This is a genomic window from Streptomyces sp. NBC_01092, from assembly GCF_045039535.1.
Classification (GTDB): Bacteria; Actinomycetota; Actinomycetes; order Streptomycetales; family Streptomycetaceae; genus Streptomyces.
Genome location: NZ_CP108659.1, coordinates 6,297,628 through 6,312,733, shown reverse-complemented (window position 1 = coordinate 6,312,733; position 15,106 = coordinate 6,297,628). Strand labels below are relative to the sequence as shown.

The following is a 15,106-nucleotide window of genomic DNA, read 5'->3' as shown; positions in this document are numbered from 1 at the left end:
CTGGGGACTTACGCCGTGATGTCCTTCGCCATGAACCTCGCCCACGCCGCCGAGCCGAACACCGCCGCGTAGAGGGCCTGGATGCCGAGGTTTCTGACCAGGTCGTCCCAGTAGACGGGTTCGCGCATGAGGTCGGCGAAGGACAGCCAGTAGTGGGAGAAGAAGTACGGCTGGATCGCGTGGAGTTGGGGGATCTGGTCGAGGATCTGGACCGTGATCAGCAGGCCGACCGTCGTCGCCATCGCCGCGATGCCGCTGTTGGTCAGCGTCGAGACGAACAGGCCGAGCGCCGCCAAGCCGATGAGTGAAGCGGCGACGACCAGGGCGATCAGCAGAGCTCTGCCCAGCCCCTCCGCGAAACTGATCCGGGTGCCGGAGATGGTCGTCAGCTCGCCGAGCGGGAACAGCAGCGCCCCGACCGTGAGCGCCGAGACCGCGACCACGAGGGTGGCCACCAGGCAGAACGTCATCGTGGTGACGTACTTGGTGAGCAGCAGGCGGGTGCGTCCGGCGGGGGCCACGAGGAGGTAGCGGAGGGTTCCGGAGTTCGCCTCGCCCGCGATCGCGTCTCCCGCGATGACGCCGATCGCCATCGGCAAGAAGAAGGGCAGCGTCGCGGCGAGTGCGGTGAAGACCAGGAACAGGCCGTTGTTGGTGATCTGCGAGATGAACGCCGGGCCGCCACCGCCCTGTGGGCCACCGCCGCCCACCGACGAGCCGTCGCCGGTCTCGATCTTCACGGCGATCCCGACCAGGATCGGCACGGCGGCCAGGACGGCGAGCAGCGCGAGGGTGCGCCAGCGGCGGAAGGTGGTGAGCAGTTCGCTGCGCAGGAGGCCGAGGGTCCACAACGGGTTCGGTCTGCGGACGGCGCCCGCCTGCGGGATCGCCTGATCCTGCTGGATCGCCCGATCCTGCGGGATCGCTTCAGCCCGCGACATCGAACCCCTCCCCCGTGAGTGCCACGAACGCGTCCTCCAGGGAGGCCCGCTCGACGCCGAAGCCGCGGACGCGGACTCCGGCTTTCACCAACGCCGCGTTGACGTCGGCGAGTTCGCGCTCCGGGGGCTCGGCGGTCACCCGGTCGTCGGTGATGACGACGTCACCGGCACCCTGCTCCTTGAGCACCCGGGCCGCGTCCCCGGTGTCGGGCGTGGTCACCACGAGCCGGCCGCGCGCCCCGGCCGCCAGCTCCGCCACCGCGCCCTGGGTGATCAGCCGGCCTTGGGCCATCACGGCGGCGTGCGTACAGACCTGCTCGATCTCGTCGAGGAGGTGGGAGGAGAGGAACACGGTCGTGCCGTCGGAGGCCAGCTCGCGGATCAGCGACCGGATTTCGCGCATGCCCTGCGGGTCGAGACCGTTGGTCGGCTCGTCGAGGACGAGGAGCCTGCGCGGCTGGAGCAACGCGGCGGCGAGCCCGAGCCGCTGCTTCATGCCGAGCGAGTACGCCTTGGCCTTCTTGCCCCCGGCGGCCGTCAGGCCCACCCGGTCCAGCGCGGCCGTGACGCGGGCGCGACGGGTGCGCGGATCGGCGGTCGGGTCGGCTGCGTCGTACCTCAGGAGGTTGTCGCGGCCGGAGAGGAAGCCGTACAGCGCGGGCCCCTCGATGAGCGCGCCGACGTGCGGCAGTACGGCGCGCGCGGCCCGGGGCATGGGGTGCCCGAGCACGCGCGCGGTACCGGAGGTGGGCTCGATCAGGCCCATCAGCATGCGGATGGTGGTGGTCTTGCCGGAGCCGTTCGGACCGAGGAAGCCGAAGACACTGCCCGCCGGGACGGTCAGATCGAGACCGTCCACGGCGAGCTGCCCACCGCGGTAGCGCTTGGTGAGCCCGTGGGTGGCGATCACGGTGCCGGCCGCCTCGCCGGACGGCACGGTCCGAACGGAGTGCGGCGCCGCTTCAGGCCGGTGAGCCTGGTCGGCCCGCACACTCCGGTCGGCCGGGCCGGCCTCCTCCGCCCGCACACTCCCGTCGGCCGGGCCGGTCTCCTCCGCCCGCACGGCACCCTCCGCCCGGCCGGCCTCGTCGGTCCGGCCGGCCTCGTCGGTCTCCCCGGCGGGCGGTTCCTCCATCGGCGCCTCGGGCTCCTCGGTTCGTGGTGCGGGCAGGGCGGTCGGTGACGGGCTACTTGCCCGAGTCGGCCGCCTTCACGAGCGCGTCCTTGGTGACCGCGCCGACGTAGACCTTGCCGTCGTCCGTCACCAGGGCGTTGATCAGGCGGGTGCTGAAGACCGTGCCCGAGCCGAACTTACCGGTGGCCTTGTCGCCCAGGGAGTCCAGGAAGCCACCCATGTCGCCGCCGACCTCGGCGCCGGACGGGACGCCCTCGCCGCCGGTGTCGAAGACGGCCACGGAGTTCCAGCCCTCGCCGATGACCTCGGGACCGCCCTCGGCGCCCTGGCCCAGGGCGCCCCCGGTCAGCGGGCCGCCGAACTCCTTCTCCAGCTCCTTGCCCAGCTCGTCCTCGGACTTCGCGCCGCCGTGCTCCCGGGCCGCCTTGTCCGGGCCGCCCTCCTCGGTGACCGTCGCGCCCTTGGGCGGGGTGAAGTCGAAGGTGGAGGCGGCCGGCTTGGCGAAGCTGACCTGGGTGAAGCCCGCGTCGATCACGGCCGAGCCACCGCTCGACGGGGTCAGCGTGAACTTCAGCGGCATGCCGGTCTTGGCGTCCACCGCGACGGTGATCGCGCCGACCGTGCTGCCGGACTGCTTCGGCTTGATGAGCAGCCGGTAGGCGTCCCGGCCCGCGACCTGCGCGGTGCCGTCGACGGTGACGGACGTGGTGTCGTCGACCGCCTTGAGGGCCTCCTCGGTGAGCTCCTTGGGCGTGCCGGGGGCCTCTTCGGACTTCCCCTTATCCGCCTGCGCCTCCTCGCCGGTGCCGTGGTAGACCTCGTTCGACTTGCTGTCGTAGCCCCAGATGTCCTTGCCGTTGTGGATGAGGCTGTACTCGGAGGCGTTCTCCAGCAGGGAGAGCTTCTGCTTGTCGTCGCCGTCGACGGCCAGGCGCAGCGTGTGCGTGCCGGACGCCAGCTCGGTCAGCTTGGCCGAGGGGTCGGCGGACGAGCCGTCACCCGAACCCGACGCCATGGCGCCGGAGGCGAAGCCGGCCCCCAGCCCGCCGAGGTCGGGCAGACCCAGGTCGGTGGTGATCTTGAAGGTGCCGGACAGCTGCTGCACGTCCGACTTCGCGATCTTCTCGATGAGTTGCTGCGCGGTGATCTCCGGCAGGTCGGGGTCGCCGGAGTCGGCGATCGCCGGGACGAGCCCGATGGTCGCCGCCGCGATTCCCACGACCGCGACCGGAACGACGTACCGCGCGGCCTTGCGCCGGCCCGCGCGCAGCTCGTCGGCCTCCTCGGCGTTCGAGCTGTCGTCCGATTCGTACGGTGCCATGTGTGCCCTACCTCCGTCGTCGGCGGCGGCTGTTCTCGTTCCTCGCCCGCGAGTCCTACGACCCCGCACGCGCGCACCCCTGAGCCGCCATTCTCACCCGAATCGGTGAGGAGTGGTGTTTTCCGTGGTCTCCATCTGACCAAATCGGCCAGCGAGATTCGTCAACCTTCGGAGCCAACTCCGCGTACACCTGCGGTATGACACAAGGGGGCGACGCCTCCCCCGACCCGTAGGGGTCGATGCGGGAAGACGCCGCCGTGTGCCTCGAATCGGTCAGCCGTTGATGAACACGTAGTCGGCCTGGTACGGCACGCCGACGATCGCGCCGGGCGTGCAGGAGCCGGTCGGGGCCACGCCGCCGACGGTGTTCAGCCGCAGGATCTCCGCGGTGTCGGCGAGCAGGCCGTGGTGCTTGCCGGACTGAGTGGCCTTCAGGTCGAGCTCGGGAATGTTCTTGTCGCCGTTCGGGGTCTTGGAGATGACGGCCCCGGTCACCGCGCTGCCGTCCCGCGCGATCCACTGCGGCGTACCGGAGTTGGGCGCCACGAAGGAGTGCGCGATACGGCCCCCGAGGACGGCGCTGACGTCCCGCTGGGCGAACGCGTACCCGCCGCCCTCGGCCGGCTTGCACTCGTAGATCTGCTTGCCCTTGATGACGGACGCCTGGAAGTTGTGGAGCGCGTCACGGAAGTCGAACTTGGCGACGGTGACCTTGTGGAGCTGCCCCCGCACGGCGCCGCCCGGGAACTGGGCGGTGTGGAGGTTGGCGTAGAAGGAACTCGGGTCGGTCTTCAGGGCGTTGAGCAGGACAGGGTCCTTCACGGTGACGGTCCCCGTGACGCTGTGCCCCTTGCTCTTGCCGAGGAGGCCGCCGAAGTCGACCTTGATGCCGCCGTTGGTGCCCTTGGCGCCCTGGTGGATGTGGAGGGCGGTCGGCTTGCCGGTGGCGCGCCAGGTGACGGCGACGGACACCTTGTCGCCCTTGACCTTCACGAACTGCACGGCGGCACCGTCCTTGTCCCCGACGGCGGGCCCACCCGCCACGGGCACCTCGTTCGCCCCGCGCAGGCTGGCGGCGAGGACGGTGCCCCCGCTGCCGCCACCGAGGGTCCCGCTCTGGCTCACGATCCCCTGTGCGTCGCCTGCGGCGTGCCCCGCGTGGTCGGCGCGGTCACCTCCAGCGGCGAAGGCGGGAATCACCGCGGCGGCGACACCACCGGCGGCAGCCACCGCGACAGCGGTGACGATCAGGCTCTTACGGCGCTTCGAAAACGTCGTCTTCATGCCCATGATGTTGTTTTCTCCCCGTAGTGCTGCTGACGCCCCCTGCGTCAGCTTCTGGGCATTCATACGGAGGCGATCTGAGTTTGGACTCAGTCCAACGATGTGACGTGCATCACTCTCGTCGGCCTGTCTGGCGTTGGAAGCCAACCCTCGCCATCCCCAACCCCCACCCACCCGGCAGGGGCTTTACCTCCCAACGCGGGCCCGCACCTCTCACCGCCGGCCCGCACATCTCAGCCCGTCCGGCGTTTGAGGACGAGGCCCGTTCAGGGCCGTTGGGGGTCCAGGGGGCGGAGCCCCTTGGTGGGGTCGAAGGGGCGGAGTCCTTGTGGGGGTCCCCCCTGCTCGCAGAGCTTGGGGGAGGGACGGGTAGGGGCGGCGGGGGCGAAAACCTACCCGGCCCGATGCACCACCGCGTCGCACAACTCCATCAACGCAGCCTTGGCATCAATATCCGGCAACGGCGCCAACGCGGCCCGCGCATCCTCCGCATACCGCACCGTGTCCCGCCGAGCCTGCTCCAACGCCGGATGCACCCGAAGCTGAGCCACGGCCTCCGCAAGCCGCGCGTCGTCATTCAGATCGGACTCCAGCAGCTCGCACAGCGCGACATCCTCCGCCAGCCCCAACCGCTCGGCCCGCTCCCGCAACCGCAGCACGGGCAAGGTCGAGATCCCCTCCCGAAGATCCGTCCCCGGCGTCTTCCCGGACTCGCGCGAGTCGCTCGCGATGTCCAGCACGTCGTCCGCCAGCTGGAAGGCGATACCCAGCCGCTCCCCGTACTGCGTGAGCACATCGACCACCCTCTCGTCGGCGCCCGACATCATCGCCCCGAACCGGCACGACACCGCCACAAGCGACCCGGTCTTGCCGCTGAGCACATCGAGATAGTGCTCCACGGGATCGCGCCCGTCCTGCGGCCCCGCCGTCTCCAGGATCTGCCCGGTGACCAGCCGCTCGAACGCCTCGGCCTGCACCCGCACCGCCTCGGGCCCGAGGTCGGCGAGGATGTGCGAGGCCCGCGCGAAGAGGAAGTCGCCGGTCAGTACGGCAACCGAGTTCCCCCAGCGGGTGTTCGCACTCTCGACGCCTCGCCGTACGGCGGCCACGTCCATCACGTCGTCGTGGTACAGCGTCGCCAGATGGGTGAGCTCCACGACCACCGCCGACGGCACGACCCCCGGCGCGTAGGTGTCCCCGAACTGGGCAGCGAGCATCACGAGCAGCGGCCGGAACCGCTTGCCACCCGCCCGCACCAGATGCTGGGCGGCCTCCGTGATGAAGGGGACCTCACTCTTGGTGGCTTCGAGCAATCCCTCCTCGACAGCCGTCAATCCGGCCTGGACATCGGCTTCCAGAGCCTGGTCCCGCACGCTCAGCCCGAACGGCCCGACGACGGTCACGAGGGGTCTCCTGTCTGCTGGTGTCCACTGGCGGTTACACGGTTTGTCGATAGGTCGCTGCCATCACTCAAGTCAGCGTATCCGGTCAGGTTTCGATCACCGATGCCGCCCACCCGTCCACCACGGGCAGTATTGGATCACGACCGGTATGTTTTTGATCACGTGATAAGGCGGGATATCCATCGACTTATAGGGAAGTAGCCGCCTCTGCCCTGAACCGAAGTCGGCGTCGAGCCCGAGAGCGGTCGCCCACGGCGGTATGGGCATGTCGGCCGGAACCGCGGCCTGGCGTCTCCGCCACCTACGGCACCCTCGTCCATTGGTCTCCGTTGCCGGCGGCCGGCTCGGCGACCGCATCCTCGGCTCGTACCGCGCCGGTGCCGTGGGGCGACAAGTTCTACCGCACCGACGACGAGCGCCGGGACGCCGGCTTCGCCCTCTACTCCATGGCGATCAACGGCGTCTTCGCGGGCCCGCTGATCACCGGCTGGCTCGGCGACCACAGGGGCTGGCACTGGGGCTTCTCGGCCGCCGCCATCGGCACGACATTCGGCCTGGTCCAGTACGTCCTCGGCCGCCGCCGCCTGGCCAGGCGGAAGCACGCCGCCGAGTTCGCGCCGGACCCCGACGCCATGCGCCGGGCGATCCGCCCGATCGTTACGGGCCTCGTCAGCACTGCCACCATCGCCGTCCTCCTCGCGGCCGCCGGCCGGCTCCCCATGGACCGCTTCGTCGACCTGCTCACCCTCGTCTCGGTGATCGCAATCGGGGTCGCCCTCGGCGGCCTGTCCTTCCTGCTGATGGCCCTCCCGACCTCGGGCCACTCCTCCGACGCCGCGTCGCGCGGGCTGCGCCGCACGATGCACCCGGTGCACTGACCGGACGGGGGCCTTGCTCATGCGCATCCGTACGTCCTTCCCCTACGAACGACCCACCACGACCTCCGCATCCCGCTCCGGGACGGGCCCCTGCTCTACGCGCGCGTGGCGCCCTGTCACGAACGAGCCCCTACCGGCGCTCCTCGCCGACGGCGTCGAGGTCGTCAACTGGCCCGCGGCGCAACCCTGATGCGACGGCAAGGTCGGTATGTTCGGCATCTCATGGAGCTTCAACTCCCTCCAGATCGCGGCCCTCGCCCGAACCGCTCAAGGCGATCGTCACGGTCTGCTCCACGGACGACCGCTATGACAACGACGTGCACTACACGGGAGGTTCCGCCCTCGCGGTCGACATCCACGCCTGGTCGGCGACGATGCTCGACTTCGTCTCCCGCCCGCCCGATCCGCGGTACCTCGGCGACGCGTGGCGGGGGCATGTGGCGGGGCGGCTGGAGGCCGTCGACCCGTTCATCCACACCTCGTTGGAGCGCCAGAGACGCGACCGACCGGGTCCGCGGCCTGCCGCCGGGCCCGGCGATCGGCTTCCTGCAGGAGGCGCTGCGCTGGTGGGACCACTGACTGAAGGGCGCGACCACGGGCGTCATGGCCGAGCCCCTGCTCAGCTCGTACGTCAGCGACTGGCACGCCCAGCCACGGTGTACGCCGCCCCGCCCGGCAGCTGGGTCAGCGAGCCGGCCTCGCCCTCTCCCCACGTGCGCGACGTGACGTACGCCCTCCAGGGCGCCCCCGCCCTGGTGCGCTCCCCCATGCACACCCGCCTGGACGCCGGCCGCTTCTTCCCCTTCGGCAACGACGCCGACCTGCCGCCCGACCAGCCTGAGGAGGACGCGCGTTCGGCGTGCTTCGACTTCGAAGTGGGCGAGGAGACCTGGGTGTTGGGACGGCCGAAGGTGCGGCTGCGGCTGACGTCGGAGGTGCGCGCGGGCAGGTCGTCGCTGGAGACGTACACGATCGACGAGTCGGACCCGCTGTCGGCCCGCGCCCGCTCGGAGTGGTCGATCCGGCTGCACCGGCCGGAGCCCGCGTGGGACACGACGGTGCGTACACGCTCGGAAATCAGCCACGAAAAGGGGCATTTCGCCACCCCCCAACGAGGCCAGCCACACGAAGGGCGAAGAGGTTCTTTACCGCCGAACACGGGAAAAACGGACCCCACGGACAGCCGGTTAAAGGTGAGTTGGAGGCATTGCCCGATTTGCCACTCTTGCGCTCACCAGTGAGTTGGGTCACTCGGGCCGAGTCCGGCACCCGACCCGGCACACCCCCTTCCCTCCTTGCGCCGAACGTAAGTTGAGGGTTGGCAACCGCAAAGGATCAAGCACCCCATTCACACCAGACCATGGTCAAACGGCATGACAGCCCCCCATGGCACTTGTTCCGGGCATGTGCTCTCGCATACGTTCCCGCTCGTCGGGCGGACGCCGAATCCTGCCGCCGCCCGAGTCATCCCCGACGAACACACACGCGCGGCAGGAGCGGGGGACCCAGGTAAGTCGCCGGACCGGACGCCTTGATGGCGCACCGGCACGGCTAGGGGTGAAGGCGCGCCGCCGCAGGGCGGCGCGTCCGGGCATCTCCCGCCCGAACCCGACAGCTCACCTCGCAGGCGCCGGAGAGGAACAGCGCCATGCCCCGAGGCAAACACCGCCGCCCCCGCACCAACCCGCTCACCCGCCGCGTCATCGTCGCCGGTACCGGCACCGCCGCCCTCGCCCTCCCCCTGATGAGCGCGACCACCGCCGGCGCCGCGGAGTCTTCCGCAGCCACGGTCGGGTCCGTCACGTACACCACCAAGAAGGGCGACTCGCTCTACGGCATCGCGGACCGCTACGACGCCCAGGGCGGCTGGAAGCAGCTCTACAAGGACAACCGCAAGGCCATCGGCGACAACCCCCGGCTCATCCACACGGGCCTCGAGCTGAAGGTCCGGACGACCAAGAAGGTCAGCTCGCCGGGCAAGACGGCCGACCATGCGTCTGCACCCGCCAAGAAGTCCTCCGTCGCCCAGGCCACCCAGGCCTCCGTGAAGACGTTCCCGGACAACCTCGACGGCTGGATCCGCAACGCTCTGGACATTATGGGGCAGAACGGAATCCCCGGTTCGTACGAGGGCATTCACCGCAACATCATGCGTGAGTCGTCCGGCAACCCGCTGGCCATCAACAACTGGGACTCCAACGCAGTGGCGGGCACCCCCTCCAAGGGCCTCCTCCAGGTCATCGACCCCACCTTCGCGAGCTACCACGTGCCGGGGACCGTGTACGACCCCTTCAACCCGGTCGCGAACATCGTGGCCGCGTGCAACTACGCAGCCGCGCGTTACGGCTCGATCGACAACGTGAACGGGCCGTACTAAACCGGGCACAGACTTAGTACCTATTAGGCCCAATTCGCCCCTATTGGGCGAAGTCGACCAGGCTGCCCGCGAACAGTCTCTCGAGGACGACGGCGATGCCGTCGTCCTCGTTCGAGAGGGTGATCTCGTCGGCGACCGCCTTGAGTTCGGGATGCGCGTTGGCCATCGCGACCCCGCGGGCGGCCCAGTCGAACATGGGGATGTCGTTGGGCATGTCCCCGAAGGCGATGGTCTCGCGCGGACCGAGCCCGAGATGCTCGGCGGCGAGCGCGAGACCGGTCGCCTTGGTGATGCCGCATGGCTGGAGTTCGACGGTGCCCGGTCCCGACATGGTGACCGTCGCGAGCGAACCGACCACCGAGCGCGCTGTCGCCGCCAACTCGTCGTCCGACAGGGTCGGATGGCGCAGCAGCACCTTGCTGATCGGCTCGCACCACAGGTCGTCGCGGCGCTCGACGCGTACGGCGGGCAGCGTGGGGTGCGGCATCAGATACCCGGGCTCGATGAGCGTGAGCCCGTCGACGCCGTCCTGGTCGACGGCCGCGTACACCTGGCCCGCCTCGGCCTCGATCTTGCCGAGCGCGGTCTCCGCCAGCTCCCGGTCCAGCGTCACGGACCACAGCAGACGGTCCGCTCCGGCGTCGTACAACTGCGCGCCCTGTCCGCACACCGCGAGCCCCCTGCTGCCCAGGTCGTCGAGCAGCGGCCGCACTCTGGGCGCCGGCCGTCCCGTGACGACGAGGTGCTGGGCACCGGCAGCCGCCGCCCGCGCGAGCGCGTCGACGGTCCGGTCGGAGAGCGTGTCGTCACCTCGGAGCAGCGTCCCGTCCAGGTCAGTGGCGATGAGTGAATATGCGATGGGTGGGGCCATGATCAGAGAATACGGACAGGACGCCCCATCGACTCGACCTGAACCGGACGGCTGCTGCGTTCACATGTGTTGACACCTGTTCCGGTTCCCTTTCTGCCTCCGCATGCACAACTTCCTTCCGCCCATGGCGATTTCACTCCCACGTGGCCCCGAAGCACCCCCGAGCCCGCGCCGAGGGTGACGACCTGCTGTTTCGCCGGCCTCGGCGACGCGGGATCTCCGTACTGCCAAGGCAGGCGGCTCACCCGTAACGTGTGGCCCGACCACATGGCATACGGAGCGTATGAGAGTGAGGCAGCACCCCATGCCCCCCTTCGATCTCCCCGAGGGCGACCCCTTCGGCACGCACAACCTTCCGTACGGTGTCTTCTCCCTTCCCGGCTCGGACTCCGCACGACGGGTCGGCGTCCGGCTCGGCGACCACGTTCTCGACGCGGGCAAGGCGGCCCACACGCTCGGCTCGCCCTACGCCCCGCTGCTCGCGCAGGACTCCCTGAACCCGCTGCTCGCCGCCGGCCGCACCACCTGGTCCGACGTACGGCGCGCACTGACGGCATGGGTGACGGTCCCGGCGCACCAGGAGGCCATCCGCGACCTCTTCCACCCCCTGTCCTCGGTGACCCTGCACCTCCCCTTCGAGGTCGCCGACTACGTCGACTTCTACGCCTCCGAGAACCACGCCCGGAACGTCGGACAGATCTTCCGCCCCGACGCCGCGGACTCCCTCACCCCCAACTGGAAGCATCTGCCCATCGGTTACCACGGCCGCTCCGGCACCGTGGTGGTGTCCGGCACCGACGTCGTACGCCCGTCGGGCCAGCGCAAGGCCCCCACCGACCCGGCGCCGGTCTTCGGCCCGTCGGTTCGCCTCGACATCGAGGCCGAGGTCGGCTTCGTGGTCGGGACGCCGTCGCGGAGGGGCGAGCCCGTGGCACTGGGCGACTACCGGGAGCACGTCTTCGGCCTGTGCCTGCTCAACGACTGGTCGGCACGCGACATCCAGGCCTGGGAGTACGTCCCCCTCGGCCCCTTCCTCGGCAAGTCCTTCACCACGTCGGTGTCGGCGTGGATCACCCCGCTGGACGCCCTGGAGGAGGCGCGGGTGGCACCGCCGGAGCGCACGCATCCCCTGCTGCCGTATCTGGACGACTCCGGCTCCGAGACGGAACCCGGCGGCTACGACCTGCGTATCTCGGTGGCCGTCAACGGGCACGTGATCTCCGAGCCGCCCTTCTCCTCCATGTACTGGACCGCCGCCCAGCAGCTCGCCCATATGACCGTGAACGGCGCCTCGCTGCGCACCGGCGATCTGTACGGCTCCGGCACGGTCAGCGGCCCGACGGAACGCGAGCGCGGCTCACTGCTGGAGCTGACGTGGAACGGCCGGGACCCGCTCGAACTCCCCGACGGCAAGCGGACGTTCCTGGAGGACGGCGATGTGGTGACGCTGTCCGCCTGGGCGCCGGGGCCGGGCGGAATCCGGGTGGGGCTGGGGGAGGTCACGGGTCGCATCGCGGCGGGGTGACGTCGGGATCCGGGCCAACTCGCCGGTCCCACAGGACGGTTCGCGGTCCCGGCGTCGGCTCCGGACGGTCGGGCGACCGGCGCCGGGAGGGCATTCGGCGTGTCTTTCCTCCTGACTCCGCCGACGGTCACCGTCATACTGGCTGGCGGTGGGATGCGAGCCGCAAGCTGCGTTCGCGACCCGCCGCCCCGCACGGCCGCCCGCGCACGTTCCTGTTCAGGATCCGGAGACCTCGGCATGACCGTCTGCATGCTCCTGTTGAGCATCGTCGCCCTGACGGCCGCCGTGCCCGTCCCCCGAGCGCTGACCCGGGCCACCTGGCCCGAACGCGAACCCGTGGTCGCGCTCTGGGTGTGGCAGTGCCTGGTCGCCACGGTCCTGCTGTGCTGCCTGACGGCGCTGTCCCTGGGCACCGCCGCCGTCTTCGGCGCGGTACGCACCCAGCTCTTCGCCCCGGCGCCGCCGTCGGTGACGGAGGCGTACGACCTCTCGGCCGCGCCGGCCTGGGCGGCCGCCCTCTCCCTGCTGCTGGCCTGCGGTGCGGCCTGGACGACCGCGATGCTGGCCCGCGAGGTCGTCGAGGCGCGCCGGCGACGCGGCCAGGCCAGGGCCCATCTGCGTGAGCGCGCTCCCGACCTGCCCGCGGGCCTGGGCTCGGCGCGCGGTCCGCTGCTGGTGCTGGAGGACGAGTATCCGGACGCCTGGTGGATGCCCGGCAGCCCGGCCCAGCTGATCGTCACCACGGGCGCCCTGCACCGCCTCACCGACCACCAGCTCGACGCCGTCCTCACCCACGAGCGCGGCCACGCCCGCGCCCGCCACGACTGGCTGCTGCACCTGTCCACCGCGCTTGCCACCGGATTCCCCCGCATCCCGTTGTTCGCCCACTTCTGCGACCAGACCCACCGCCTGGTCGAACTGGCCGCCGACGACACGGCGTCCCGCCGCTGCGGTCACCTGACGACGGCCCTGGCCCTGATCGAGCTCAACCAGCACCGGGGCGTGTTGTCCTGCGCCTCCACCCACCGCCTCCTGGGCGAGCGCGTCGACCGTCTCCTGGAGCCGCCCCCACGCCTGGGGCGCCGCGACCGGGCGCTCACGACAACGCTGGCGGCGCTGGTACCGCTGCTCCCGCTGCTGATCACGTTCGCACCCGGGCTCACCGCACTGACCTGAGCGTCACGCGGCCGGCGCTCGGCGGCTGCCCCTTTTTCCTGGCGCCAGACCCGAGGCCAGGTCCCACGTCCTAGGCCCAGTCCTCCGGCTCCGGCTCCGCCTCCATCTCGGGCCAGTCGTCCACCCCGTGATCGGCCCCGTCATCGGCCCCGAGAGCCGCGTCGGGTGCCGCGTCGACCGCCGCCCCGGCACCGGACTCCCCACGGACCGCGGCCAGCACCTCCAGCACCCCTTCGCCATAGGTCGCCAGCTTCTTCTCACCGACCCCGCTGACGCCGCCGAGCTCCCGCACGGACGCGGGCCAGACGGTCACGATCTCCCGCAACGTCGCGTCGTGGAAGATGACGTACGCCGGAACCCCATGCTCCCGAGCCTGCTCGGCACGCCAGGCCCGCAGCGCCTCGAAGGCCGGCGCCAGCTCCTCCGGCAGCTCGGCCACCGCGGCCTTCGCCTTGCGCTCCCCGCGCCCGGAACCCGAGCCCGACCGCGAGGTCTCCGGCTTCTTCGGTTCCTTCCGCAGCGGCACCTCCCGCTCGCGCCGCAGCACCGATCCGCTGGCCTCGGTCAGCACGAGCGTCCCGTACTCCCCCTCGACCGCGAGCAGCCCCTGGGCCAGCAACTGGCGGATGACGCCCCGCCATTCGCCCTCGATCAGGTCGTCGCCGATACCGAAGACGGACAGCTGGTCGTGATCGAACTGGATCACCTTGGCGGTGCGCCGCCCCATCAGGATGTCGACGATCTGCAGCGCCCCGAACTTCTGACCCCGCTCGCGCTGCAACCGCACCACCGTCGACAGCACCTTCTGCGCCGCGACCGTGCCGTCCCAGGTCTCCGGCGGCGTCAGGCAGGTGTCGCAGTTGCCGCAGCCCACCGGGTCGGGGTCCTGGCCGAAGTAGGCGAGCAGCTGACCGCGCCGGCACTGGGCCGTCTCGCACAGCGCCAGCATCGCGTCCAGGTGCGAGGCGGCCCGGCGCCGGAATGCCTCGTCGCCCTCGCCCGACTGGATCAGCTTGCGCTGCTGTATGACGTCGCCCAGGCCGTAGGCCATCCACGCCGTGGAGGAGAGGCCGTCACGGCCGGCGCGGCCCGTCTCCTGGTAGTAGCCCTCGACCGACTTGGGCAGGTCGAGGTGGGCGACGAAGCGCACATCCGGCTTGTCGATGCCCATCCCGAAGGCGATGGTCGCCACCACGACCAGGCCGTCCTCCCGCAGGAACCGGGACTGGTGCGCCGCGCGCATGCCCGCGTCCAGGCCCGCGTGGTACGGCACCGCCTCGATGCCGTTGCGGGACAGGAACTCGGCCGTGGCCTCCACGGACTTGCGGGACAGGCAGTACACGATGCCCGCGTCGCCCGCGTGCTCCTCCCGGAGGAAGCTCAGCAGCTGCTTCTTCGGGTCCGCCTTCGGCACGATGCGGTACTGGATGTTCGGCCGGTCGAAGCTCGCCACGAAGTGTCGGGCCGTCGGCATGTTCAGCCGCTGGGTGATCTCCTGGTGCGTCGCATGCGTGGCCGTCGCCGTGAGCGCGATCCGCGGGACGTCCGGCCAGCGCTCGCCGAGCAGCGAGAGGGCCAGATAGTCGGGCCGGAAGTCGTGGCCCCACTGAGAGACACAGTGCGCCTCGTCGATCGCGAAGACGGCGATCTTTCCGCGCGAGAGCAGCTGCAACGTCGAGTCCAGCCGCAGTCGCTCCGGTGCGAGGTAGAGCAGGTCGAGCTCGCCCGCCAGGAACTCCGCCTCCACCACCCGTCGCTCGTCGAAGTCCTGCGTGGAGTTCATGAACCCGGCCCGCACGCCCAGCGCCCGCAGGGCGTCCACCTGGTCCTGCATCAGCGCGATGAGCGGCGAGACGACCACGCCCGTACCTGGTCTGACCAGGGACGGAATCTGGTAGCAGAGGGACTTCCCGCCGCCGGTCGGCATGAGCACGACGGCGTCGCCGCCGGCCACCACATGCTCGATGACCTCTTCCTGCTCGCCCCGGAAGGCCTCGTACCCGAAGACCCGGTGCAGCGCGGCCAGCGCCTCACTTCCACCCGTCTCTGCTGCCCCTGCCGCCTCGGTCACCCTTGGCATCTCCCTGATCCCACCCGTCACACCCATCGCCATGTCCCCCGCACGTCGTCCCTCGACCACTGCCTCCACGATAGGGGCCACCGCCGACAGCGCCGGAGTTATCCACAGGCTTGCA

General features: G+C 70.5%; 10 protein-coding genes, 2 pseudogenes and 1 riboswitch. Of the genes and pseudogenes, 5 read left to right on the top strand and 7 right to left on the bottom strand.

Annotated features, from left to right (window positions below; translation table 11 throughout):
- Window positions 1-8: 8 nt before the first annotated feature.
- The 5 genes from OG254_RS28835 to OG254_RS28815 form a co-directional block, all read right to left on the bottom strand.
- A complete protein-coding gene (locus tag OG254_RS28835; RefSeq protein ID WP_405587264.1) occupies window positions 9-941 on the bottom strand; it encodes an ABC transporter permease in 933 nt (310 codons plus the stop codon).
- Window positions 928-2,076, bottom strand: coding sequence for an ATP-binding cassette domain-containing protein (locus OG254_RS28830; RefSeq protein ID WP_405587262.1), 1,149 nt, complete (start codon window positions 2,074-2,076; stop codon window positions 928-930). Before OG254_RS28830 ends, OG254_RS28835 begins: the two co-directional genes overlap by 14 nt.
- 52 nt (window positions 2,077-2,128) lie before the next feature.
- Complete coding sequence (locus tag OG254_RS28825) at window positions 2,129-3,397, bottom strand: LolA family protein (RefSeq protein WP_405587259.1); 1,269 nt, start codon at window positions 3,395-3,397, stop codon at window positions 2,129-2,131.
- Window positions 3,398-3,670: 273 nt separating this feature from the next.
- Entirely contained in the window at window positions 3,671-4,681 is a 1,011-nt protein-coding gene (locus tag OG254_RS28820) for a CHRD domain-containing protein (protein ID WP_405587257.1), read from the bottom strand.
- A gap of 392 nt (window positions 4,682-5,073) precedes the next feature.
- Window positions 5,074-6,084, bottom strand: a complete 1,011-nt coding sequence (locus OG254_RS28815; protein ID WP_405587254.1) for a polyprenyl synthetase family protein — start codon at window positions 6,082-6,084, stop codon at window positions 5,074-5,076.
- Between the two features lie 244 nt (window positions 6,085-6,328).
- Here OG254_RS28815 and OG254_RS28810 point away from each other — a divergent pair.
- From OG254_RS28810 to OG254_RS28800, 3 genes and pseudogenes are all read left to right on the top strand, one after another.
- Window positions 6,329-6,848: pseudogene (locus OG254_RS28810) on the top strand (MFS transporter); the annotation flags it as partial.
- 133 nt (window positions 6,849-6,981) lie between these two features.
- A pseudogene (locus OG254_RS28805) lies at window positions 6,982-8,153 on the top strand (CocE/NonD family hydrolase).
- A 270-nt stretch (window positions 8,154-8,423) separates the two neighbouring features.
- Window positions 8,424-8,605: riboswitch (cyclic di-AMP (ydaO/yuaA leader) on the top strand.
- 5 nt (window positions 8,606-8,610) lie between these two features.
- A complete protein-coding gene (locus OG254_RS28800) occupies window positions 8,611-9,339 on the top strand; it encodes a transglycosylase SLT domain-containing protein (protein ID WP_405587251.1) in 729 nt (242 codons plus the stop codon).
- A gap of 40 nt (window positions 9,340-9,379) precedes the next feature.
- Here OG254_RS28800 and OG254_RS28795 read toward each other — a convergent pair whose 3' ends face one another.
- A complete protein-coding gene (locus OG254_RS28795; protein ID WP_351196743.1) occupies window positions 9,380-10,210 on the bottom strand; it encodes an HAD family hydrolase in 831 nt (276 codons plus the stop codon).
- A gap of 304 nt (window positions 10,211-10,514) precedes the next feature.
- Here OG254_RS28795 and fahA point away from each other — a divergent pair, with 304 nt between their 5' ends.
- Together fahA and OG254_RS28785 are read left to right on the top strand one after the other, a co-directional pair.
- The gene (gene fahA / locus OG254_RS28790; protein WP_405587247.1) at window positions 10,515-11,735 is read left to right on the top strand and encodes a fumarylacetoacetase; all 1,221 of its coding nucleotides are present in this window, start codon (window positions 10,515-10,517) and stop codon (window positions 11,733-11,735) included.
- A gap of 237 nt (window positions 11,736-11,972) precedes the next feature.
- A complete protein-coding gene (locus OG254_RS28785) occupies window positions 11,973-12,911 on the top strand; it encodes a M56 family metallopeptidase (protein ID WP_405587244.1) in 939 nt (312 codons plus the stop codon).
- A 70-nt stretch (window positions 12,912-12,981) separates the two neighbouring features.
- Here the strand turns inward: OG254_RS28785 and recQ are convergent, their stop codons facing one another.
- The gene (gene recQ / locus OG254_RS28780) at window positions 12,982-15,018 is read right to left on the bottom strand and encodes a DNA helicase RecQ (protein ID WP_405595241.1); all 2,037 of its coding nucleotides are present in this window, start codon (window positions 15,016-15,018) and stop codon (window positions 12,982-12,984) included.
- Window positions 15,019-15,106: the final 88 nt, after the last annotated feature.